This window comes from Microcoleus sp. N9_A2, from assembly GCF_036701775.1.
In the GTDB taxonomy this organism is placed as follows: Bacteria; Cyanobacteriota; Cyanobacteriia; order Cyanobacteriales; family Microcoleaceae; genus Microcoleus.
The window spans coordinates 40,214-62,802 of the sequence record NZ_JAUBRH010000004.1; the positions used below are offsets into that span (position 1 = coordinate 40,214).

Genomic DNA, 22,589 nt, shown 5'->3' on the forward strand with positions numbered 1-22,589 from the left:
GGGGTAATGTTTCACCTCAACCTGATGAGGGCGGACAGATTAAATCAAGTTACTTTTTTTAATCAATTTGAGGCTGGGTGGAGTTATGTTGATTACTTTTTTGTAGTGAGCGGTTTGATCATGGTGTACGTTCACAGATTGGCGATCGTTCAGTTGACAGTTGACAGTTGACAGTTGACCGCAAGATAGCGACCTCTACCTGGAAGGAAGAGGATTCGAGTAATGAATAGTCTTCTTTTAATTTCTCCCGCTTATGGGTTCCGGCTTTAAACCATTTTTTTTGGTAAAAATAATTAGTTAAAATCGTTTTTAGTCAAGCCATACTTGCGGATTTACCCGATATACTGGATAATTACTCTGACACTTTGGTGTTTTTTTCTAGTAATTCCCGGTTTTGCTAACACTAAAGATTTAGGTTTTAGACAAGTAATTGTGTCGTTGCTCTTGATACCTCAAAATGACCAGTCCATTAGGGATGTAGGTTGGACAAAGCTGCCGTCGCACCTGTAAAGACGGCGCTAAAGTAGGGAGTCCCTAACTTTATTTAGGCAGTCCGTATTTGCTCGGTCACGAACTGAGCGTTGCCGATTTCTACCTAATTCCAGTCTTCACCTACCTCTCGCAGACCCCAGAGTACGAAGCAACGATCGCGCAAAGTTCTTCGCTGCAGACTTGGTGGAATGAAGTCAGTCAACTTCCCAGTGTCAAGAAAGTCTGTACTTGACATCTGTGCATTTATATAACTCACGGGTTTACAACCATGTCGCATTTATTTGAGCCATTGGATCAACGTGGCGTTAGCTTCCGAAATCGCATTGCAGTTTCTCCCATGTGTCAATATTCAAGCGTGGATGGATTCGCGAATGATTGGCATTTGGTTCATCTTGTCAGTCGAGCGGTAGGAGGGGCAGGGCTGGTGATGACGGAAGCAGCGGCAGTCGAGCCTGAAGGACGAATTACGCCACAAGATTTGGGAATCTGGCAAGATGCTCACATTGAAATGTTGGCGCGAATCGTCGAGTTAATTCACCGCAACGGTGCGGTTGCTGGAATTCAACTGGCTCATGCAGGTCGAAAAGCCAGTACAGCGCCTCCGTGGGATGGCGGCGATGTGCTTTCAGAATCTCAAGGAGGATGGACTTCGATCGCCCCTAGCGCCATTCCTTTTGAACCCAATAGCCCCGCCCCGACCGCTCTGAGTATCGAAGACATTCAGAAGCAGACGACACTCTTTGTCAGCGCAGCCCAACGCGCCCTCGCAGCCGGATTTGACGTAATCGAGATTCATGCGGCTCATGGCTATCTACTGCATGAATTTATGTCTCCCTTGAGCAATCAACGGACTGATGACTATGGTGGCAGTTTTGAGCATCGCATCCGGTTTGTATGTGAAGTTGTACAAGCGGTGCGAAATGTTTTGCCGGATCAAACACCGCTTTGGGTTCGCATCTCTGCAACCGATTGGGTTCCAAATGGTTGGGACATTGAACAAAGTATTGCACTCAGCGATAAATTAAAGTCACTGGGCGTTGATTTAATGGATTGTTCATCAGGCGCAATTGTACCGGGTGAAAAGATTCCGACGGGTGCAGGTTATCAAACTATTTTTGCCGATCGCATTCGACGCGAAGCCAACATCGCCACCGGAGCAGTTGGTATGATTACTGCACCCGCGCAGGCTGACCACATCATTCGTACAGGCCAAGCAGATATGGTATTACTTGCCAGAGAACTGCTGCGCGATCCTTATTGGCCGATGCGGGCTGCGAAGCAACTACGTCAATCCGTTCCTGCTCCTATTCAATACGATCGCGCTTGGTAATTAAGCGGATTTGCGATCGGTTTTAGGTGAGCCGATTTAATCAACAAACAGGAGTGAATATGTCTGAGATTCAAAACAAGGTTGTCATCATTACAGGAGCAAGTAGCGGTTTAGGTGAAGCCACCGCTCATCGTTTAGCCGCCAGCGGAGCCAAACTGATGCTTGCTGCCCGCCGCGAAGATAGGCTCAAAGACTTGGTGGCTTCGATCAAAAAAACAGGTGGCACCGTTGCCTATCGAGTCACCGATGTTGCCGATCGCGCTCAGGTGCAAGCATTGGCGGACGCAACGCTGGAAACCTATGGACGGATTGATGTGCTGGTCAACAATGCGGGTTTAATGCCCCTGTCTCCCCTCGACCAGATTAAGGTCGATGAGTGGGATCAAATGATTGATGTCAACATTAAAGGCGTGCTTTACGGCATCGCTGCGGTGCTGCCGACTATGCGCCAACAGAAGTCCGGCCATGTAATCAACTTGTCGTCCGTTGCAGGGCACAAAGTATTTCCGGCGGCGGCAGTTTACTGTGCTACCAAGTATGCCGTGCGAGCAATCTCCGAAGGGCTGCGGCTGGAGTCAAACGGTGAAATTCGTTCTACCAATATTTCCCCCGGTGCGGTTGCGACTGAGTTAACCAGTACCATCACTCATGGTGAGACGGCATCAGGGATAAATCAGTTGTATTCAGTCGCCATTGATGCTGATGCGATCGCCCGGGCGATTGCCTATGCCATTGAGCAGCCCGGTGATGTGGATGTCAACGAAATGATCATCCGCCCGACTCGTCAGGAGTTGTGAAGTGGCGCGCCTCAGAGTCGATCGATTCTCAATTGAATACGGCTCAAAGGCTGAACTGTTCCTGGATCGTCCATAGCTTGATTCACTAACGCCGAACCGGAAGCGATCGCACTGGACTTACCGGGTTTCGGCGAAACTCCGTCGCTAACAAGTGAAGTTTCGATCCCAACGCTAGCCGATGCAGTCAGTCGGACAGCGCAAACAGCCGTGTTTGCGGCGCATCCCTGGCAATTGTCGCCGGATAATCACCCTCGAAAAGATGCGGGGTTTTGCGGCTGCGCCGTCTTTTGATCAACTGCTGCATTAGCTTGCTTACCCAGATATCAGCAAGGTGCGTCGGTGGGTTCGATCGCACATCCCCTCGCGATCGGTTGGCACTCCAATTCGTTTCTCTGAGGGCATCGTTGTGTCGATCGCACCCTCCCAGGTCAAACTCAACAATCTAATCAATCTCGCAACCATAATATCGGATAATTGTAAAGCAATTCACCAAGCTAACAGCATGAGTATTGACCCATTAAACACAGACTACGGCATTGCCGGCCACCTCACCTTCGCCACGGGAAACGGTGGTTTCCCGATGATTCACATCGACAACGGTCAAGCCAAAGCCTTAATTTCTGTGTATTCCGGTCAAGTGCTCTCCTTTCAACCAGCCACCGAAACCACAGACTTGATGTTCGTCAGCGACAAAGCCTACTACGCCGAAGGGAAAGCCATCAAAGGCGGTATACCCATCTGTTGGCCCTGGTTTGGCCCAGATCCCGAAGCCTTGGGGCGTCCGAGTCATGGGTTTGTGCGGAATCGCCTCTGGAATGTGCTGGAAACCGCCACAACCCCAGACGGCGCAACCAAAGTCACTCTAGGACTCAAGGATACCGATGAAACTAGAGCAATTTGGCCGCAAGCCTTTGAATTGGCGATCGCAATTACGATCGGCACCAGCCTCACTGTAGAATTAATCACCCGCAATAAGGGCGACAAAGCATTTCCCCTCACCCAAGCTTTCCACACCTATTTCCAAGTCGGCGATATCAACCGGGTGCAGGTTTTGGGTTTAGAAAATAGCCAGTATCTTGATAAAGCTGATGGTGGTGTCGAAAAAACTCAAGTGGGTGCAGTAGCAATTACAGGTGAAGTCGATCGCATTTATCTTGATGTCACCAAGGAATTAGTCATTGACGATAGCGCCCTCAATCGTCAGATTCGCATTAAATCATCGGGTAGTAAATCCGTCGTAGTATGGAATCCCTGGGTGACAATTTCTGCAAGTATGGCCGACCTTGATGATGCAGATTATCAGCGTTTACTCTGCGTAGAAACTACCAATGCAGCTACAGATATTGTGGAAGTTCCCGCTCATGGTGAGTTCCGCTTGCAGGCCATTTACAGCGTTGAACGCGACTAAGGAATTAGAGCTTAAGCTTAGCGGTGATGGGGTCAAAAGTCTCAGTAAGCGGGTCAACATTTCAATTGGATATTTTGGGCGTTGCTCAAATCCCACCCACAAGACGGGGATTGTTTCTTTAAATACAACTTAAATGCCGCTTAGCTGATTGAATTGAAAAACTCTGTCACCGTAATGACTAATAATACCAAATCCTAGATTTCTCCCGTCTTTATTTCTTAGTCCGTGAAAGAATTTCGGCGAAGCTGAGTCGAACCGTCTAGCGGCAAACGAAAGTTTGTACGATCGGTTTTAACCGCCGACTCCGATCTTTTTACTTACCATCAATTATTATGCAAATCTTCAACTGGACAAAACTTCAAAATGGATCAGACATTCGCGGTATCGCCCTCGAAGGCGTTCCCAATGAAACAGTCAACCTAACGCCCGAAATTGCGACAATCTTAGGTAAATCCTTTGTCAGTTGGCTGGTGCAAAAAGTCAATAAGCCAGCGGCCGAATTAACGATCGCGATCGGGCGTGACAGCCGCCTATCAGGGCCAACCTTAATGCAAGCAGTCATGGAGGGAATCACCTCAGTTGGTGCAACAGTGTACGACTTTGACATGGCCTCAACCCCCGCCATGTTTATGAGTACAATTACCCCTGGTTTTGATTGCGACGGCGCGATTATGCTCACTGCTAGCCATTTGCCATTTAATCGAAATGGCTTAAAGTTTTTCACCGCCAAAGGTGGCTTACAAAAGCAGGATATTACAGATATCTTAACACTAGCCCAAAGCAATTACTTTCAGCCAGCCTCATCGCCAGGTAAGATTACAAAGCATGATTTTATCTCCGTTTATGCTAACCAATTTGTCACCAAGATTAGGGAATCAGTCAATCATCCCGATAATTTTGAGCAGCCGCTGACAGGATTAAAAATTGTTGTAGATGCAGGCAATGGTGCTGGCGGTTTTTATGTTGATAAAGTCTTAAAACCTTTAGGTGCAGACACCACGGGCAGTCAGTTTTTAGAACCCGATGGTACTTTCCCGAATCATGTGCCAAATCCCGAAGATAAACAGGCAATGCAGTCGATTTGTCAAGCGGTAATTGAACATCAAGCTGATTTTGGGATTATTTTTGATACCGATGTCGATCGCAGTGCGGCCGTCGATCAAGTTGGCAAGGAACTCAATCGCAATCGCTTAATTGCCTTGATTTCTGCGATCGTATTACAAGAACACCCAGGCTCTACCATTGTTACCGATTCTATCACCTCCGATGGCTTGACACAATTCATCGAACAGGATATAAAAGGGATTCACCATCGCTTTAAACGCGGCTACAAAAATGTGATTGACGAGTCGGTTCGCCTCAATGAAGCCGGACAGGAATCATGGCTGGCGATTGAAACCTCTGGACATGGAGCTTTGAAAGAAAATTACTTTTTGGATGATGGCGCTTATTTGGTCAGCAAATTATTGATTGAATTGGCTAAGTCAAAGCTAGCAAACCAATCTTTGCCAGATTTAATTGCGAATTTAAAAGAACCGGAAGAAAGTGCAGAATTTCGGATTAAACTTGGTGTAGATGATTTCAAGGCTCACGGCGATCGTGTTATTGAGCAACTGCAAGAATTTGTCTCAACGCAAGCAGACTGGAAAATAGTTCCCAATAACTACGAAGGTCTGAGAATTTCCTGCACCTCAGCTAGCGAATCCGGCTGGTTTCTGTTACGCTTATCACTCCACGATCCAGTGATGCCTTTGAATGTTGAGTCGAATGTTAAGGGTGGTGTAGCTCGCATAGTGGCTCGGCTTTTAGCTTTTTTCCAAACCACAGAATCCCTTGATTTGTCGGCACTATCGAGCTAACTTTTTCTTTGGTCAGACTATTAGTTAACCAAACCTAATGAGGAATTTAATCATGTGGCTTTTAATCATAAAATGTTCTGCTGCAAGCTGGGATACCCATTCTAAAGCTTTCAAAGCGATCGCAGATAAATATCCGGCTACACCTCTTTCTTCCAAAAAGATGAAAGGCGATGCTCAACGCATCATGGAGTATCAGCTTGAGGATGTCAATGATGTAGAAGAATTTATGGAAGAATGCTTAACCTTAAATGGCTTCACCGCTACCTTTGAATCTCTATAAATCTCGGTAATAAGACTAGAGGAATTCTCGATTTTTATCTCATACCCTTTTAGCTAGGAGATCTCAGATTTGGGAATCAGTAGTATTTTCCTAAAAAGTAGGCTACAACTAGAAATTTTGAGGAAGGTTCTAAGAAAGTAAACTGCCAAGAAAGAATTAATTTAACAGCCGACGAGTTAACAATAATAATTATGTCGCAGCGCCGTCAACTATAACTAATACTAATTGTGGAAAGTTATGCAAGAGTAGCTATGGATTATAAAATATAATCCCATCCGGCTATAGATGAAGAGTGTTTCGGTTAAAACTTCGGCTTTCCTGGATTTGTGGTGGAAACGGTAGGGTGACAGTCTGCCTCAAGCGGGTTTTCCTCCCCGCACTACGGTAATTTTTATTATTCTTATCACCTCAAGTTAAGTATTTATTTAAGTTAGTCTCTCATCTCCAAATTTTTGAGTTTCCCAAGCTTTTTACCAGAAAGAATTGGTTTAAAGCCCAAAGCCCGATCGGGAGAAATTAAAAGAAGACTATTCATTACTCCAATCCTCTTCCTTCCAGGTAGGGGTAGCTATCAACTATCAACAGTCAACAGTCAACAGAACTACGGCTGTTTCTATCGACCGATTGAGGATTGCTATAGTGAGTCTAGATAGTTGAAAATATCTCCGCGAGAGAAACGTTAAGGACAGCTAGTGATGGTAATGACTGTGAATCGAGACAAGTGCGGGCTAAGTACGGAAATAATTACAAGTCTGATTTTGCGGTGGCGGCAGTTGAAAGCAAACAAGCTAACCGCCAGTTCAATCGGGGGAATTGTTGCTGGCATTCTAAGTTTTGCCCTGCCGGTGCAAGCTTTGCAGGTAGTTGTGACCCCGAAAAATCCCGAACTGGGAGATACGCTGTCAGTAATGATTCAGGTTGACGGTAACGGTGGCGAAACTCCCAAAGTTTCTCTCCAGCAAAAAAACTACCCCGCGTTTCCGATCGGCAACGGACGCTTTCGGGCCCTGCTGCCGACGACGCCGGTTGAGAAAGCCGGTGCCCGCCTTCTTCAAGTCACAGGTGACGGACAAGTGCAAAAATTGAGCGTGCAAGTGCGCGATCGAAATTTTCCCACTCAATCCATCTGGCTACCGCCTGGGAAAGACGAGGAAGGTACAGATGCGGAGTTTGATCGCGTAGACGCATTTAAAGCACTGGTGACACCCGAAAAATTTTGGGACGGCAAATTGTTGCGCCCCAACTCCGGCGAAATCACCAGTATTTACGGGGTGCGGCGGTATTATAATGGGGTATTTGCTCAGGACTACTACCACCGCGGCGTTGATTACGCGGGTGCTTACGGTTCCCCTGTAGTCGCACCAGCAGCAGGTCGGGTGTCTCTAGTGGGACGCGAATCCCAAGGGTTCAAAATCCACGGGAATGTCGTTGGTATCGACCACGGTCAAGGGGTAGCAAGTATTTTGATGCACCTCAGCCGGATTGATGTCAAGGAAGGCGATGTCGTGAAAGCCGGTCAAGTAATTGGTGCTCTGGGGTCAACGGGGGCTTCGACAGGCCCTCACCTGCATTGGGGACTTTACGTGCATGGGCAGTCCGTCGATCCTGTACCTTGGCGCCTTCAGGGAGTTGAGTAGGAATTTTTACGGATTTTGACGAATAAAGCCGTCAATTATGGGGTAAGTTTGTGGCTGGGGTGTGCAGATAACTGTTCAGGGGTTATCCGTATTGAGTTAGGATTTGTATAAAATTTCTCAACTCAACCCTCAAAACTCGAATCTCAAGACGCTAACAATCGCGTCTTCAAAAAAAACTCTATTAATGATGCCGTTGAGTGGGGACGCATATATGAGTATTGAAAAAATTGTTGAACAAGCTTTGCAGGACGGTTATTTAACGCCGTCTATGGAAGCTGAGGTGGGACGGATCTGCAATACGGCTTCGGAATTGTCGATCGAAGAGTACATGGCTCTCGATCGTCTGATGGGCTCTTTGTTGACTGGCGAAGTTGTGGTTCTGCCACGCAAACAGTTCATCAACGTGATGGAAGAGTTGGTACTCAGCGATGCGATCGCTAGGGTGGCCGAAATTGAAGCGACGAGCGACCTAAGTCTGGATGTGGGAGATATTGCGGCTTATGCTTTAAATAGGCTGCCACCTCTGTACGCTACGACGGAAGAGGGCGCTCACTTTCAAAGGGCTAGGGCTAAAGAGCAACTTCACGATTTGATTTCCAAAGAAGTCAACGCAGCGATCGCCCGCAACTTGGACAGGCCCGACACTCCAAACCCTACAGCTTTGGGCAAGTCTTCTGGAAACGAAGTTCTTTCACAGCTAAGCACTTGGCTGCAAGCTAACGCCACTAATTTTGAGCAGTAGCCGTAGTACCACTCCCAACGGCTCTATTTTGATTAAGTCGATCCCGCTCAATTCAGAAAGCGGGATTTTTAGTTTCTGATCTCAAATCTGTTAGCATCGGAATTATTCATATATCTATTCTCGACCTCTGTGTGAATCAGCGTTAATCGATTGTCATCTGCGGTTAATACATTCTCTTTTTTTAACCGCAGATGAGGGCAGATGCAACACAGATTAACGCAGATAAATTAGATCAATTCCGGTTGTACTGTCCGTGATTGTTGACTGTTGACTGGATTTTACGCCTGATAATGCTACCGGATTTGATATGAGCCACTAACACAGGACGTAGGCAACTGGCATCATATATAGTAAGGTGCTCTATTATCCCGAAATCCTCGATAGTCGTTCAATAAAGGAGTCTAACGCGCCCTACAAGTAGATGAGGGTGTGACATTTCACCTTAGTCCTCTAACATTCATCTGAAGGCAGAAGCCAGAAGGCACAAGACCGAAGCCAGAATTCAAGAAAAAAACTTAAAATTTAAGAGCTTTCTTTATTTGTTAAATCAAATAAAAAATTTCTTCTTCCTTCTTCCTTCCTTCCTTCTTCCTTCTTTCTTCTTCCTTCTTTCTTTCTTCTTCCTTCTTCCTTCCTTCCTTCTTCCTTCAAACGATTAATTGTTGCTGTCAGAAGAGTCGGCCGAGGGGCTGGCGGTAACTTTTGTTTCTCGCTTTTCGCGTTTTTTCCGTTCCGCTTGGATGACATCTTGAAGCACTATTCGCGCTTGGGCCATTTTTTCCAAATTGCTGCGGTACAAATCTAAATCTTTGCTAACTTTGTCTTCTGGCAGGTGCAAAGCCAGACTGACTTTGGCGATCGCGTCGTTTCGCGTTTCTTGGTCTTTTACCATGTCGGGGTCAGCTTTTTCTAACAGCGAGAACAAGCCGATCGCGAACAAGCGACTGTACTTAAATTGAGCGTTGCTGGCGATCGCCCCTAAAGATGCTTGCAAATCTCCTGTATCTTGAAAGCTGGTGGAGCGATCAAGCCACGAGAGCAACTCTGATCCGGAAAGTCTATCTGCCAAGCTTTCCAAGCGCTGAGCGTCTTGCTTGTAGCGTTCGGGATCGTCTTCTAGGGACTTGCACAAAGCGTTAAAAATCGAAAGTCTGTCGGCTTCTGGGGCGTACCCAAGCATGAATCGATCAAAAGCTGTCACTACACCCAAAGCATAAATCGGGTCGTATTGAAAATCGGCATTCGCCGAAAGCAAGTGCATTTCTACCATCAACTCTTCCACCACTCGACGGTAAATTGAGTTGATCGGTCGAGTGTGAATCGTATAGAAACTTCGCTTAGTATCTGAAACAGTACGGTTATTGTTCACCTGAGTCTTATAGATAAATAATTTTGCCGTAGCGGGCGTGCCAGCGCGGCGTGAGTAAAGTCGGGGGAGTCAATTCTGCGATCGGGCTGACAAAGATTGCCAGTTTTTTAAGCGTTGCCGCCTCCTTGCGAGACAAAATTTTATCAAAAAAATTTTACGCGCGATCGGCAGCAACCATTAATATGTCGCAATAGGAGGGGCAAAACCCCAGTATCTTTACAATCATAGCTCTTCTGGGATCGCTCATCAGAAAAATGGGTAGAAACCCCGTCCTTATAGGACGGCTTCACAAAAAGACACAAAACCAAAGCGACTAACTCACAAAAGACGTGCTAGAGCGTGAAGATGGAAAAAGCCTACCGCTACCGATTCTACCCGACCGTCGAGCAAGAAAATCTCTTGCGACGGACAATGGGTTGTACCCGGTTAGTGTATAACAAGGCTTTGGCGGCCCGCACGGAAGCTTGGTACGAGCGTCAAGAGAGGGTTGGCTACAGAGAAACTTCCTCGATGCTGACGAATTGGAAAAAAGAAGAGGAACTCGACTTCCTCAACGAAGTTAGTTGCGTACCTCTTCAACAGGGACTCAGACACCTTCAAACAGCTTTTACCAATTTCTTTGGGGGACGAGCCAAGTACCCTAATTTCAAAAAAAAACACAACGGTGGTAGCGCTGAGTTCACCAAGTCAGCTTTCCGTTGGAAAAACGGGCAAGTGTTTCTGGCAAAGTGCAATGACCCGCTACCTATTCGCTGGAGCAAACAAATTCCAGCAAGCTGTGTTCCTTCTACTATTACGGTAAAACTAACACCGGCTGGACGCTGGTATGTCTCTATACTTGTAGACGACTACACGCTCAAACCACTTCCCAAAACAAATAAAACAATCGGCTTGGACGTGGGAATTAGTAGCCTGATTGCTACTAGCGACGGCAATAAGATTGCCAACCCCAAGCATTTCAAGCAGCTTCGTAAGAAGTTAAAAAGGAAGCAAAAAGCTCTAGCCAAAAAGCAAAAAGGAAGTCGTAACCGTGAAAAAGCGCGGGTGCAACTGGCTAGAGTCCACGCACAAATAGTCGATGTCCGCAAAGATTTCTTGCACAAACTAACAACTCAAATCATTCGTGAAAATCAAACGATTGTCGTTGAGGACTTGGCTATCAAGAATATGGTGAAAAACCATAAATTAGCTCTTGCTATTAGTGACGCTAGTTGGGGCGAGTTAATTCGCCAGCTAAGTTACAAGTGCCAGTGGTATGGGCGAGAGTTTGTAAAAATAGACCGCTGGTTTCCCAGCTCTAAACGCTGTGGAAACTGCGGTCACATTGTTGAAAAATTGCCGTTGAATATTCGAGAATGGGAATGCCCTAAGTGTGGCGCAAACCACGATCGTGACATTAACGCAGCAAAAAACATTTTGGCGGCTGGGCTAGCCGTGGAGCGTCTGTGGAGCGACCGTAAGACCCGAACAGAGCAAATCTGTTAGGGCGGGTGCTATGAAGCAGAAACCTAATCGGTGACGATTGGGAATCCCTGTACCTTTAGGTCAGGGTGGATGTCAAAAATCTAATCTTCTGACTTGCCCAGCCTAGACATGGCCTTACATATCACGATAACTTGTTTTTGTCAACCCTAATCGTCAAAAATCAAACAAACATGACAATTTCTCCTGAATTAATAGCTTTAGCTCAGTACATGGCGGGCGAATTTGACAACCGGGAACAAGCGCTAGCAGAGCCGGCGTGGTACGTCCACCTTCGTTTGTGGCAAAGACCACTACCGGTTCCTTTATTTTCCGAACCCAGCATTGCCCTGTTTGCCGAACAAGCCAACATTCTGGAATTAGACAAGCCATACCGCCCCCGCATCGTGCAACTGAGGCACTCACAGATAGCGCCGGGACTTATCGAAGCTCAGTATTATATGTTCAAGGATATCGCAGCCGTCAAAGGAGCCGGTTGCAACCCCGACTTGCTTGGAAAGCTAACGAAGGAGCAAATCCAACTCCTCCCCGGCTGCACCCTGTCGGTTGCAGTGCAAAATTTAGCCTCAAACAGCTATCGGTTTCGGGCATCTTTGCCGGAGGGCACTCGCTGCGGCTTTGCCTACGGGGGGCAAAATTACCAAGTAGACTTGGGATTTGAAGCCGCAGGCGAGGAATTTCTTAGCTACGACAAAGGAATAAGCCCCACGACAGGCAAGGCTATCTGGGGAGCTTTAATGGGCCCTTTTAGATTTGTCAAGCGTCAGGATTTTGCTGCTGAGATATTGGTTTGAAGCAAGAAGCAACAAGCAACAAGAAACAAGGAAGAAAGATTTAGCTATCTAGGATAGAAGGCAAGACTTTACCTTGACCTATTCTTCTACTTTAGTGTTTTGGTGAACCTCTCAACCTCTCAAGAAAGGAAGAAGGCAGAAGGAAGCCGGAAATAATTTACCTGCTTCCTGTTCTTGTGCAGGGTTTCTGCGCGTTTTGTGAGCCTCAAGCTTAAATTGCGCTTACACCGCAACCGATGCAAGCGGGAGTGCTCAACTTGCGCGCGGCACCCCCTCTAGAGCTTCTTCTTCCGTCTCAAAGATTTCAAACACAGAATCCATCATGGTGACTTCAAACACCAGTTTGGCTTCGGGATGAACATTGCAAATGCGGAAACTTCCCTTAACTTTATCCGCATCGCGCATACCTGCTACCAATGAAGTCAGACCAGAGCTATCTATAAAGTTAACCTGACCAAGATTCACGACGACATGGCGGCTGAGTTTGGAAATACACTCTTGCAACTTGAGGCGGAATTGCCAAGCTGTAGTGATGTCCAACCGTCCTGTCGGTGCTAAGACGATAACTGTTGTACCGTCTTGAAGCGTGTGGGTTTTTTGATCAATATGAATCACTGACCCTTCCCTCAAATTTATTATCTATCGCGGTGGTTACTGTCCCAGTAGTTTAACTCAGGTCGGTGACTGCTGAGGCATCCAATTCGCCCAATCTTGCGGTTTTAGGAACTTGGAGTAGAGTTCGGCTTCTGGAGAGTTGGGTTCTGGCTCGTAGCAGTATTCCCAGCGTACCAAAGGTGGCAGGGACATTAAAATCGATTCGGTGCGTCCGTTGGTCTGCAAGCCAAAGGTTGTGCCTCGATCGTACACTAAGTTAAATTCAACGTAACGGCCGCGGCGGTAAAGTTGGAAATTACGCTCGTGTTCGCCGTATTCTTTCGATCGGTGCTTTTCAATAATGGGGGTGTAAGCCGGCAAAAATGCCCGGCCGCAGTCCTGTACGAAGGCGAACAGCGACTCCCAAGTTCTAGGTTCGGGCACCCCGATGTTGTTGCTGCACTCAGCGGCCTTGCCTTTGACATGATGGTCGCGGTAAAGCGCGCCTTGAGCGCTTTGGTAGTCAAAAAACAGGCCGCCCACGCCGCGGGTTTCTTGGCGGTGAGGCAGGTAGAAATATTCGTCGCACCAAAGTTTAAATGTCGGATAATATCCGGGATGGTGGCGATCGCAAGCTGCTTTCAGAGTTTTGTGAAAATGAGCTGCATCCTCAGCCAACGGGTAATAAGGAGTCAAATCCACACCGCCGCCAAACCACCAGATCGGGCCTGCCTCAAAATAGCGGTAATTCAGGTGAACCGTAGGCAAATAGGGATTGCGGGGGTGCAGCACCATCGAAGTGCCTGTTGCATAGAAATCGTGACCGGCGGCTTCTGGGTGCTTTGCCAGAATCAAGGCCGGCAAACTTTCGCCCCAGACTTGGGAAAAATTGACTCCCCCTTGTTCAAACACATTGCCTTCGCGCATCACGCGAGAACGTCCGCCGCCGCCTTCGGAGCGTTCCCAAGAGTCCTCCTTAAATTTGCCACCGCCATCGAGCTGTTCGAGGGATTGACAAATTTCGTCTTGTAGGCTTTTCATAAATTGGCTGACTCTAGCTCTAGAGTCAGCCGGTGGCAAAAACGGGGAAGTGGCGGTTTTAAGTGTGGTAGAAACTGTCATAAAATTTTCTGTTGTCAGATTTTAGTCTTAGATGGGCAATGATTCCCAAATCCAGTTGCCATGTAATTATGCCACCGTAGGTCTGCAAATGATCGCTATGAAGTTACATTAAAAAATAGCAATAAAAATATACTTAAACCTGCGATCGAAAATTCGCTAACCCAATTGCAGAGCTATGGTGGAGAACACAATGCCCAATACACTCGATGTTAGTTCAGTCTTAGAAATCCTGCGACCTGTGCAAGACCCCGAACTGCAAAAAAGTTTGGTGGAATTGAACATGATTCGTAACATCAAAATCGACGGCGGTACAGTCAGTTTTACTTTAGTGCTGACAACGCCTGCTTGCCCGCTGCGAGAATTTATTGTCGAAGATTGCCAAAAAGCGGTCAAACAGTTGCCAGGAGTCGAAAAAGTGACCGTGGAGGTGACAGCGGAGACGCCGCAGCAGAAGGGAATGGTCGATCGCCAAGGCATTGAAGGCGTGAAAAATATTATCGCAATTTCCAGCGGCAAAGGTGGCGTCGGCAAAAGCACGGTGGCGGTAAATGTGGCAGTAGCGCTGGCGCAAACCGGCGCTAAGGTGGGTTTGCTGGATGCGGATATCTATGGGCCCAACGACCCGACAATGTTGGGTTTGGGGGACGCGAAAGTGATGGTTAGGGATGGAAAAAGCGGGGAAAGCTTAGAACCCGCCTTCAATTACGGCGTCAAATTAGTGTCGATGGCGTTTTTAATTGACAAAGACCAACCCGTGATTTGGCGCGGCCCGATGTTAAACGGGATCATTCGGCAGTTCCTCTATCAGGTGAATTGGGGCGATTTAGACTATCTGATTGTCGATATGCCTCCGGGTACAGGAGACGCGCAGTTGACGATGGCGCAGGCGGTGCCGATGGCTGGTGTGGTAATCGTGACGACGCCGCAGACTGTGGCTTTGTTGGACTCTCGCAAGGGGTTAAAGATGTTCCAGCAGTTGGGAGTGTCGGTATTGGGAATTGTGGAAAACATGAGCTATTTTGTGCCACCGGATATGCCTGACAAGCAATACGATATTTTCGGTTCTGGTGGCGGGGAAAAGACTGCTGCTGAGTTGGGAGTGCCGCTGTTAGGCCGCATTCCGCTGGAAATTCCGTTGCGGGAAGGTGGCGATTCGGGGGTGCCGATCGTGGTGGGGCAACCGGGTTCTGCTTCGGCAAGGGAGTTGCGGGCGATCGCGGGTAGGATTGCTGGTAAGGTTTCGGTAGCAGCCTTAGCCTAACAAATTTAGTCCGGGACGCATCGGTGCCGAGAAACCGGGTTGTTGTGACGTTTACTTCGTTGCAGCCTGCTGATTCATAAAAAACCCGGTTTCTTGAGTCCCAGCGCCTCCCAAACTAACTTTTATTCTCCTTCGGGGGATGTTCCTGGGAATGCAGATGAGGGAGGTTCTGCCTTGCGTTTTAGCATCAAGTCTCGATCGCCAAAAAACAGTAAACTATAAACAGTCAAACTTAACTTTCAAACAATTATGATTTTTCCAGGTTCGGCAGTTCGAGTTAAAGATAAGGGCGAGATTTACTACGGCTTTCAAGGACTTGTCCAGCGAGTTACCGACGGGAAAGTCGCGGTACTGTTTGAAGGTGGCAATTGGGACAAGCTGATCACGTTCCGCCTTTCGCAGTTGGATCTCGTGGATGCTACGGCTGGCCGCGCGAAATAGTAATTAGTCAGTAGTCAATAGTCAGTAGTCAGTAGTCAGTAATTATTGGTTACTGATTATTGGAATAGATTCAAAAATAATAACTGTCAACTGTCAACTGTCAACTGTCAACTGACTAAACTATGCGTTTACCTTTACCCCAATTTGCTACAAAAGAGCGCCATCCCGATCGCATTGCTGAGGTAATCGAGACAGCAACTTCGGAGTTTTTGGCTCAATGTTTGGAACCGGAAGACTTAAGCTTTCCCGTGATGCCGCCTTTTGGGAGTTGGGTGAAGGCCGAGGATGAAGAGTCGAAAAATCAAATTTACGGCGTGGTTTATTACGCTACGACTAGCCCGATCGACTCGGTGCACAGAGCTCGCGCTTTGGGTTTGTCGCTGGAAGAGTTGCGGGAAGAACAACCGCAGATTTTTGCGATGCTAAAAACCGAGTTTCGAGTGGCGATTGTGGGGTTTGAGACTGCGCCGGAAAGGTTGAACGGCCACGGCCCATCGAGGGGTAAAATTTATCAGTATTTGCCGCCGCGCCCGCCGCAAATTCACCAGGCGGTTTATCGCTGCGAACCCGATGAGGTGATTGATTTTACGGTGCAGTTGGATTTTTTGAGGACGCTGCTGGGTGTGGCTAATGCGCCGGTGGATGCGCTGACGGCGGCGGCGATTCGGGAGATTTATCAGTTGCGGATGCGCGATCGATCTTGGTTGGTGGAAGCGGGGAGGAGTTTGAGTGTTTTGTTGAAGGATGATTACGATCGGTTGCGGGTGATTTTGAGTCAGATTCATCCGTAGGGGACAACTGTTATAACTACAAAATCGAGATAGTCTCAACCTAGCCGTTAAAGATGAAAGGTTTGCCAAACTAAACTAAGCTATCAATAGTTCAGCCCGGACACTACTGCTACCCAACATAACTCTCATGCAAGGACAAACACTCGCAGGACGCTACCACATCATAAAACACTTGGGAGGCGGTAGCTTCGGTCAGACTTACCTGGCTGAAGATAAAAGGCGATCGGGTAATCTTCGGTGTGTCGTCAAGCAACTCAAGCCACAGTTTACAGATCCGCAAACTCTAAGTATAGCTAGACGTTTATTTAAAACAGAAACAGACACCCTCCACCAACTAGGAACTCATCCTCAGATTCCCGAACTTTTGGATCATTTTGAGGAAAATCAAGAATTTTATTTAGTTCAAGAGTTGATTGAGGGGAGAGATTTAAGTAAAGAAATTACTCCTGGTCAGCAGCTTAGCGAGTCGGAAGTTATGGCTATTTTGCAGGAGATAATAGAAATATTGGTATTTGTTCAGCAGCACAAAGTCATTCACCGGGATATTAAACCTGCTAATTTAATGAGGCGCAATTCAGATGGCAAAATATTCTTAATTGACTTTGGGGCTGTCAAACAAATTAGCACTCAAATAGCTAACACCACAGGGCAAAGTCCGCCGACTATTTGCATCGGCACAGGTGGCTATATGCCAGCGGAACAAAATAACGGACAGCCTAACTTTGGCAGCGATATTTATGCTGTGGGAGTGACTGCCATTGAATGGCTGACTGGCATACTTCCTCACGAGTTGCCAAAAGATGCTAACGGTGAAATTATTTGGCGCGATCGCGTCCCAGTTAGCGCCGGTTTTGCTAATATTTTAAACAAAATGGTGCGCTATCATTTTCGCGATCGCTACCAGTCAGCAGCAGAGGTGTTGCAAGCTTTCAACAATTTGAGGAGAGTTCGACCATCTTCTACTTTAGTATCATCTCCTAACTTATTGACATTAATGAGTAACTGGACGCGAGATAATAAAATTGGTTTGCTTGGGGTTGGTTTGGCTGCTATATTTGGTGTAGCAGCATTGTTTACACCAGAAATTAGAAAAATGCTGGGATTGGAACCTGCGGATAATCTGGTAAGTTATGATAATACAACCCAAGGCATTAAGATACAATATCCCGATAATTGGACTAAACAAGAAGAGTCTAATGCCGTTACCAAAGAGGTGGTTCAATTTATTTCATCGAAAGAAAGCGAGGGCGATAAGTTTCAAGAACGTCTGATTGTAACTGTTGAACCTACCACGAATAATAAAACCCTTGATGAATATACGAATTTATCTAAAGAAGAAATCTTGAATTTAGATAAAAATGCTAAGATAGATCGAGAGGAAAAATCGACTTTAGCTGGCAAAAATGGGTATAGAGTTGTTTACACAACCAAAGAAGGGAATGAAGAGTTAAAAAAATTGAATGTTTGGACAATGAAACATGACAAGGCTTATTTGATTACCTATGAAGCGGAAGCGGGAAAGTACGAGAAGTTTTTGCCCGTTGTTGAGAAAATGATTAAGTCGCTGGAAGTTCAAGACACGAAATAAATTTATTGAGGCAGTTGTCAGATTATGGTGACAGTATCAATCAAAGACGAATATGTTGAAGTGTTGAGTGCTTTGGGTGATTTGCAGGCGGCTATGGATTTGGCAATCCAACGCTATACCATCGAGCAGATTCTAACGAAAGTTGCTGAACTTCGACAAAGAAATAGTCAGTATCAGGCTAAATATGGCATGGATTATCTCGCTTTTTACCAGCGAGTTTCTGAAGATGAAGTTTTTATCGAAAATCTGGAGTTAAAGATTAATAATTTGTGGGAGATTGATTTTGCAGATTGGGAATTTTGCTATAAGGGGATAGGAGATTGGACGCGCAAGTTACAGAATATTTTACTTGAAACTAATAAGTTATTAGATGCCTAATTTATACATTATTGGCGGTGCTAACGGTTCTGGAAAAACCACTGCCGCTAGGGAAATTTTACCCTACTTCCTAGAAGTTATTGAATATGTCAACGCCGATGAAATAGCGGCGGGTATTTCTCCTTTTAACCCTGAATCTGTAGCTCTTCAAGCGGGACGATTAATGTTAGAAAGGCTATCAACTTTAGTCAAGGCTGAAGCTGATTTTGCTTTTGAAACTACTCTAGCTGCTCGAAATTTTGCCCGATTTTTGCGAGAGTGTAAAACTAAAGGTTATCAAATCAACTTAATTTATTTTTGGTTGCAAAGTCCTGAATTAGCCATTGCGCGGGTACGCCGACGGGTAGAAAGTGGGGGCCACAATATCCCAGAAGATACTATCCGCCGTCGCTACGAACGGGGACGGAAAAACTTAATAGATTTGTATTTACCTTTATGCGATACTTGGATGGTGTATGATAATACTAAAAGTCAACCTCAATTAGTGGCAGCATCCGGTAACAATCAAGAGGAAAATATTTATGAGCCCCCAATCTGGAACCAAATCACCCTTGGATCGTAAACCGCAAATTACCCTAACAGAACTCCATCAAAAAATTGATGCTGGGGTTAAAATTGCTATTGCTAAAGCCATAGAAAAACACCGCAAATTAGGGGAATCAATTAGTATTTGGCAAGATGGCAAGGTAATTACTTTAACTGCCGATCAAATTCCTCCCCAGAAATTAGATAATAATAGTTAACCTTAATTAGCACTTACGGGGGCCGAGAAACCGGGTTTTTTACGAAAAATATTCGCGGTAGCCGACAGATTAAGTAAAAACCCGGTTTCTTTAGTCGCAGTGAGTAAATCCTGAGAATTTTCAAAATTAACGCAATCACTCAATCTGATAAATGTAAGCATCATCAACATTGAATCCCACATTCCGCACTTCTTAATATTATTCTGAGGCTTTTTATCAAAAAATGGCGGTAAACCTTGCTGAGCAAGGTTTACCGTATTATTAAAATATATTGCTTTTTATAAAAAATTATTATATATTTTCTGTAAAATAATTGTTATTGAGAAATAATTGCAGATAAAAGCCCTGGAATAACGGTTTTCCGTAAAAGCACTTCTGACTATGTTAAGAAGTGCGGAATGTAGGTTGAATACTAGCGAACTGTCAAAGTGTATCTACCTCTTTCGCCTTTTTTATTAGCATTAACAACTACGGTATAGCGGCCGCTGGCGGGTAAGGTGAAGGTGAGAGAAGAATTGGTATTCGATCGGCTGATGTCGTCATTTTTTGCTAACAGTTTTTCATCAGGGCTAAAAAGTGCGACTAAGGTATCAAAATCGCGGCTTTCTACGCTAATTGTAACTGATTGACCGGCTCTGCCTACAAACGTATGTTGCTCGTACAGACTGCCGTCAGAGGGAAGGGCAGAGGATCTACCGGGTATTAATGAGCTATTCGTGATTAGTCGCTGGCTGTTTGAGTAGTTGTTATAGTTTATCGAAGTCTCCTAAGTAGGTTAAGGACTTTTTGATAGTTATCTCTATCTCCTTGTCGCTGAAATAAGTCTGCTGCTTTTTGATAGTCTTGAATTGCTCCCTGCTTCTCTCCTAAATTATCGCGGGCAATACCCCGGTTGCCGTAGGCATAGGCAAGGTTAGGATTAATTCGCAAAGCTTCGTTGTAATCGGCGATCGCACTCTGATAATCTCCTAAATCATTGCGGGGACGTCCGCGGTTGTTGTAGGCTTCGGCATAGTTAGGATTAATTCGTAAAGCTTCGTTGTAATCGGCGATCGCGCCCTGGTTGTCTCCTAATTCATAGCGGGCAGTACCCCGGTTGTAGTAGGCATAGGCAAGGTTAGGATTAATTTGCAAAGCTTGGTTGTAATCGGCAATCGCACCCTGTTTGTCTCCTAATTCGGATCGGGTTACACCCCGGTTGACGTAGACTTCGGCAAAGTTAGGAGCAATACGTAAAGCTTGGTCATAATCAGCGCTCGCTCCCTGATTGTCTCCTAAGTTGCGTCGGGTTACACCCCGACTCAAGTAAGCATCGTCATAATTAGGATTAAGCTGAATTGCTTGGTTGAAATCTTGTATCGCACTCTGATAATCTCCTTTATTTAATTTCTCCCTACCCTGAATATAGAAATCATCAGCCCTCAGCCCAGTCGCCACAGGTGCACTCGGAACCTTCACCCCTAAATCTACTTGAGATGAAGCCAACAATCTCAAACTCGTATTAATCGGAATCCCCAGATTAAAACCAGTCTTAGCAATTTGAATATTCTGATTAATACTGCTAGATTCCGCCGCCCTTGTATCCGCCATCCCGTGAATTCCCACCACCTCGCCATTCTCATTCAACACCGGCCCCCCGCTCATTCCCGGCAGCGTATTGTTACTATAAACCAAACTATAACCATCATCATTTATTGGTTTAGAAGCATTAGCAGTAATTCGCCCATCCGTGAAATTGTAAATCGAACGATTAATCGCCGCTGAAGTCTTCGGAAACCCAGCCACATAAGCTGCTTTCCCTTCTGTCGCCAAATCCGAGTTGCCAATCTTAGCAACGCTGTAAGTTTGACTGCTGGTAAACTCGACAACTGCTAAATCAATATTTGGCAGTTTTTTCACACTGCTGTAATTGAGCAAATACCGCTTATCATCAGGGGTGACTATTTCATATTTAGCTTGAGCATCTTTGAAAACGTGACGGGCTGTGAGCACCGTGTAAGTGTTGCCATTCCGTTTGATAATGATTCCAGAACCCGGATTTTTACTGTCAATCAGGACTGTGATTGATTTAGCTATTTTGCCAACTTCATCAGCCGATATTGCCAAAGCTGCGGTTGGTTGTGCGATGACAATAGTTGCAACTGTACCGATTAAGGCGATGGGAAGTTTGTTAGAGAAGTTCATTGATTTTGGGTTTAAGAATAGAGAGAGAAAGCGCACTACACGGATTTGGACACGGATACACAGATGATTTGATTTGAAATTTTAGGTTGGAGATTTGAGATATTTAGTCATGGAGGCAGAAACCGGGTTTTTTACGAAAATACTGCAATAGAGCCTTTAACACGGGTAAAAAACCCGGTTTCTTTAGTATTTATGCGTCAGTCCTCGTATTGCACAACCAAAAGCACGATCGCAAATCCGTCTATCTGTGTCCCTCCGTGTCGGGTTGCTGATTTCACTCGCCTATGGTGAAATAGGAGAAACATTTTCCTCAACAGGTGTCTCCTCCAGATATCTCTCCACATCAACAGAACCAGGCCCAGTTTCAGATAGTATATATCCAGCCCCTAAGCCGCGACGATCCATTAATCTCTGCAACGTAGCGTCAGCATCGCTCCCCCGCTTGAGAGTGAATAGCAAAGTCCTATTCGTACAAGCATCGTCTTTGTTAACAGCAGCGCACACCACGGGTTCTCCGTTCAGAGTCCCAGTGTTAATATATTTGAGAGTACCGTTGTCGTAGTTGCGCTGAAATCTTCGGCCTACCTCTTGGCAGCGTCTTTGGGGTGTCCAGGGTGGCGGAAAATAGTTGTTAGAAGTCCAGCGGACGAGTGGCACATTCCCCCGCGAGTTGCGAGCGAAGGTGACAGGCAGCCTGTTGAGAGTAGCGCAGAAAAAGCTATTATTTCTCGCTTGGCTGGGTTGACAAAACAGCGCTGCTGTGCTAGCCGAAATAACTAACCCTGTCAGGAGTCCCGTCAAGATTTTGAAGTTCATAAATAGAAATTTTTGATATATTATCTCACAGCTCAGCTAAAGTTGCAACTTATAACTTACCCGGATTCTCAAGCCGATCGCCTATCATTCTGTCATAATTTATTTAAAGCGAGAAAGATTATATGTGGGTAGAGGTAACAGCGCTAAATCAAGTTCCCGAATGGGGTGTCTTGAAGGTAAAAGTTGAGGAAATTTCAGTGATATTAAACCGTCAAGGCATGAATGTCACTTGTTACCGTAATGCTTGCACTCATTTAGAATATCCGATCGACATGGGTAAGGTAAATAACGGTATCATTACCTGTCCGTTCCATAAGTATCAGTACAAGTTAGATACGGGTAAATGTTTGAATGCACCAGCCGATTCCCTGGAATCTTATCCGGTAAAGATTGAGGGCGATCGCGTTTTTGTAGAAATAGATTAGTTATTCGTTATTCGTTAAGTCCGACAGTCCGACAGGGGTTTAAACCCCTGTCTCAT

At 45.9% G+C, this 22,589-nt stretch carries 26 protein-coding genes and 1 pseudogene; 19 read left to right on the plus strand and 8 right to left on the minus strand.

Features of this window, described 5'->3' with window-relative positions:
• Nucleotides 1-6 precede the first annotated feature (6 nt).
• The 9 genes from QUA44_RS03360 to QUA44_RS03400 all read left to right on the plus strand — a co-directional run bounded on the left by QUA44_RS03360 (nucleotide 7) and on the right by QUA44_RS03400 (nucleotide 8,545).
• Complete coding sequence (locus tag QUA44_RS03360; protein WP_333309491.1) at nucleotides 7-171, plus strand: hypothetical protein; 165 nt, start codon at nucleotides 7-9, stop codon at nucleotides 169-171.
• A gap of 388 nt (nucleotides 172-559) precedes the next feature.
• Entirely contained in the window at nucleotides 560-724 is a 165-nt protein-coding gene (locus tag QUA44_RS03365) for a glutathione S-transferase family protein (protein ID WP_333248471.1), read from the plus strand.
• 36 nt (nucleotides 725-760) lie between these two features.
• Nucleotides 761-1,822, plus strand: coding sequence for an NADH:flavin oxidoreductase/NADH oxidase (locus tag QUA44_RS03370; protein ID WP_333248469.1), 1,062 nt, complete (start codon nucleotides 761-763; stop codon nucleotides 1,820-1,822).
• A gap of 59 nt (nucleotides 1,823-1,881) precedes the next feature.
• Nucleotides 1,882-2,619: an SDR family oxidoreductase gene (locus QUA44_RS03375; RefSeq protein ID WP_333248467.1), complete on the plus strand. Its 738-nt coding sequence runs from the start codon at nucleotides 1,882-1,884 to the stop codon at nucleotides 2,617-2,619.
• Nucleotides 2,620-2,950: 331 nt separating this feature from the next.
• Entirely contained in the window at nucleotides 2,951-4,027 is a 1,077-nt protein-coding gene (locus QUA44_RS03380) for a D-hexose-6-phosphate mutarotase (RefSeq protein ID WP_333309493.1), read from the plus strand.
• Nucleotides 4,028-4,359: 332 nt separating this feature from the next.
• Nucleotides 4,360-5,886 carry a phosphomannomutase/phosphoglucomutase gene (locus QUA44_RS03385; RefSeq protein WP_333248462.1) on the plus strand — a complete coding sequence of 509 codons (1,527 nt, stop codon included), beginning with the start codon at nucleotides 4,360-4,362 and terminating at the stop codon, nucleotides 5,884-5,886.
• Between the two features lie 52 nt (nucleotides 5,887-5,938).
• Nucleotides 5,939-6,166: a hypothetical protein gene (locus tag QUA44_RS03390; protein WP_333248460.1), complete on the plus strand. Its 228-nt coding sequence runs from the start codon at nucleotides 5,939-5,941 to the stop codon at nucleotides 6,164-6,166.
• A 695-nt stretch (nucleotides 6,167-6,861) separates the two neighbouring features.
• On the plus strand, nucleotides 6,862-7,803 hold the full coding sequence (locus tag QUA44_RS03395; protein ID WP_333248545.1) for a M23 family metallopeptidase: 942 nt from the start codon (nucleotides 6,862-6,864) through the stop codon (nucleotides 7,801-7,803).
• 211 nt (nucleotides 7,804-8,014) lie between these two features.
• Nucleotides 8,015-8,545, plus strand: a complete 531-nt coding sequence (locus QUA44_RS03400; protein WP_333248458.1) for a late competence development ComFB family protein — start codon at nucleotides 8,015-8,017, stop codon at nucleotides 8,543-8,545.
• A 522-nt stretch (nucleotides 8,546-9,067) separates the two neighbouring features.
• Here the strand turns inward: QUA44_RS03400 and QUA44_RS03405 are convergent.
• Genes QUA44_RS03405 through QUA44_RS03415 form a run of 3 tightly spaced genes read right to left on the minus strand, consistent with a single transcriptional unit; the run spans nucleotide 9,068 to nucleotide 10,050 of the window.
• Nucleotides 9,068-9,196: a hypothetical protein gene (locus QUA44_RS03405; protein ID WP_333248456.1), complete on the minus strand. Its 129-nt coding sequence runs from the start codon at nucleotides 9,194-9,196 to the stop codon at nucleotides 9,068-9,070.
• A gap of 4 nt (nucleotides 9,197-9,200) precedes the next feature.
• Nucleotides 9,201-9,914 carry a photosystem II biogenesis protein Psp29 gene (gene psb29, locus QUA44_RS03410; RefSeq protein ID WP_333248454.1) on the minus strand — a complete coding sequence of 238 codons (714 nt, stop codon included), beginning with the start codon at nucleotides 9,912-9,914 and terminating at the stop codon, nucleotides 9,201-9,203.
• A gap of 7 nt (nucleotides 9,915-9,921) precedes the next feature.
• Nucleotides 9,922-10,050, minus strand: a complete 129-nt coding sequence (locus QUA44_RS03415; RefSeq protein ID WP_333248452.1) for a hypothetical protein — start codon at nucleotides 10,048-10,050, stop codon at nucleotides 9,922-9,924.
• A 209-nt stretch (nucleotides 10,051-10,259) separates the two neighbouring features.
• On the opposite strand from QUA44_RS03415, the pseudogene QUA44_RS03420 reads away from it, so the two are divergent.
• Both QUA44_RS03420 and QUA44_RS03425 read left to right on the plus strand, forming a co-directional pair.
• A pseudogene (locus QUA44_RS03420) lies at nucleotides 10,260-11,433 on the plus strand (RNA-guided endonuclease InsQ/TnpB family protein).
• A 136-nt stretch (nucleotides 11,434-11,569) separates the two neighbouring features.
• Nucleotides 11,570-12,190, plus strand: coding sequence for a chromophore lyase CpcT/CpeT (locus QUA44_RS03425; protein WP_333248450.1), 621 nt, complete (start codon nucleotides 11,570-11,572; stop codon nucleotides 12,188-12,190).
• Between the two features lie 252 nt (nucleotides 12,191-12,442).
• Here the strand turns inward: QUA44_RS03425 and QUA44_RS03430 are convergent, their stop codons facing one another.
• Both QUA44_RS03430 and hemF read right to left on the minus strand, forming a co-directional pair.
• On the minus strand, nucleotides 12,443-12,805 hold the full coding sequence (locus tag QUA44_RS03430; protein WP_006631392.1) for an STAS domain-containing protein: 363 nt from the start codon (nucleotides 12,803-12,805) through the stop codon (nucleotides 12,443-12,445).
• Between the two features lie 57 nt (nucleotides 12,806-12,862).
• Nucleotides 12,863-13,906 (minus strand): oxygen-dependent coproporphyrinogen oxidase, encoded by a 1,044-nt coding sequence (gene hemF, locus QUA44_RS03435; protein WP_333248448.1) that lies wholly within the window; start codon nucleotides 13,904-13,906, stop codon nucleotides 12,863-12,865.
• Between the two features lie 190 nt (nucleotides 13,907-14,096).
• Here hemF and QUA44_RS03440 point away from each other — a divergent pair, with 190 nt between their 5' ends.
• From QUA44_RS03440 to QUA44_RS03470, 7 genes are all read left to right on the plus strand, one after another.
• Nucleotides 14,097-15,167 (plus strand): Mrp/NBP35 family ATP-binding protein, encoded by a 1,071-nt coding sequence (locus QUA44_RS03440; RefSeq protein WP_333248446.1) that lies wholly within the window; start codon nucleotides 14,097-14,099, stop codon nucleotides 15,165-15,167.
• 249 nt (nucleotides 15,168-15,416) lie between these two features.
• Nucleotides 15,417-15,608, plus strand: a complete 192-nt coding sequence (locus QUA44_RS03445) for an NAD(P)H dehydrogenase subunit NdhS (RefSeq protein ID WP_106149246.1) — start codon at nucleotides 15,417-15,419, stop codon at nucleotides 15,606-15,608.
• Between the two features lie 122 nt (nucleotides 15,609-15,730).
• Nucleotides 15,731-16,399 carry an HAS-barrel domain-containing protein gene (locus QUA44_RS03450; protein ID WP_333144649.1) on the plus strand — a complete coding sequence of 223 codons (669 nt, stop codon included), beginning with the start codon at nucleotides 15,731-15,733 and terminating at the stop codon, nucleotides 16,397-16,399.
• A 127-nt stretch (nucleotides 16,400-16,526) separates the two neighbouring features.
• Nucleotides 16,527-17,987: a protein kinase domain-containing protein gene (locus QUA44_RS03455; RefSeq protein ID WP_333248444.1), complete on the plus strand. Its 1,461-nt coding sequence runs from the start codon at nucleotides 16,527-16,529 to the stop codon at nucleotides 17,985-17,987.
• Nucleotides 17,988-18,011: 24 nt separating this feature from the next.
• Nucleotides 18,012-18,365: a hypothetical protein gene (locus QUA44_RS03460; protein WP_333248442.1), complete on the plus strand. Its 354-nt coding sequence runs from the start codon at nucleotides 18,012-18,014 to the stop codon at nucleotides 18,363-18,365.
• Nucleotides 18,358-18,927: a zeta toxin family protein gene (locus QUA44_RS03465; RefSeq protein WP_333248440.1), complete on the plus strand. Its 570-nt coding sequence runs from the start codon at nucleotides 18,358-18,360 to the stop codon at nucleotides 18,925-18,927. Before QUA44_RS03460 ends, QUA44_RS03465 begins: the two co-directional genes overlap by 8 nt.
• Nucleotides 18,917-19,108: a hypothetical protein gene (locus QUA44_RS03470; RefSeq protein WP_333248438.1), complete on the plus strand. Its 192-nt coding sequence runs from the start codon at nucleotides 18,917-18,919 to the stop codon at nucleotides 19,106-19,108. Before QUA44_RS03465 ends, QUA44_RS03470 begins: the two co-directional genes overlap by 11 nt.
• Before the next feature lie 412 nt (nucleotides 19,109-19,520).
• On the opposite strand, the gene QUA44_RS03475 is transcribed toward QUA44_RS03470, so the two are convergent.
• The 3 genes from QUA44_RS03475 to QUA44_RS03485 all read right to left on the minus strand — a co-directional run bounded on the left by QUA44_RS03475 (nucleotide 19,521) and on the right by QUA44_RS03485 (nucleotide 22,108).
• Complete coding sequence (locus QUA44_RS03475) at nucleotides 19,521-19,865, minus strand: PPC domain-containing protein (RefSeq protein WP_333309512.1); 345 nt, start codon at nucleotides 19,863-19,865, stop codon at nucleotides 19,521-19,523.
• Nucleotides 19,862-21,292, minus strand: a complete 1,431-nt coding sequence (locus QUA44_RS03480; RefSeq protein ID WP_333248436.1) for a tetratricopeptide repeat-containing serine protease family protein — start codon at nucleotides 21,290-21,292, stop codon at nucleotides 19,862-19,864. The genes QUA44_RS03475 and QUA44_RS03480 overlap by 4 nt, the downstream gene beginning before the upstream one ends.
• Before the next feature lie 282 nt (nucleotides 21,293-21,574).
• Nucleotides 21,575-22,108 (minus strand): COP23 domain-containing protein, encoded by a 534-nt coding sequence (locus QUA44_RS03485; protein WP_333248434.1) that lies wholly within the window; start codon nucleotides 22,106-22,108, stop codon nucleotides 21,575-21,577.
• A 122-nt stretch (nucleotides 22,109-22,230) separates the two neighbouring features.
• On the opposite strand from QUA44_RS03485, the gene QUA44_RS03490 reads away from it, so the two are divergent.
• Entirely contained in the window at nucleotides 22,231-22,533 is a 303-nt protein-coding gene (locus QUA44_RS03490) for a Rieske (2Fe-2S) protein (protein WP_333248432.1), read from the plus strand.
• The last annotated feature ends 56 nt before the right edge of the window (nucleotides 22,534-22,589 follow it).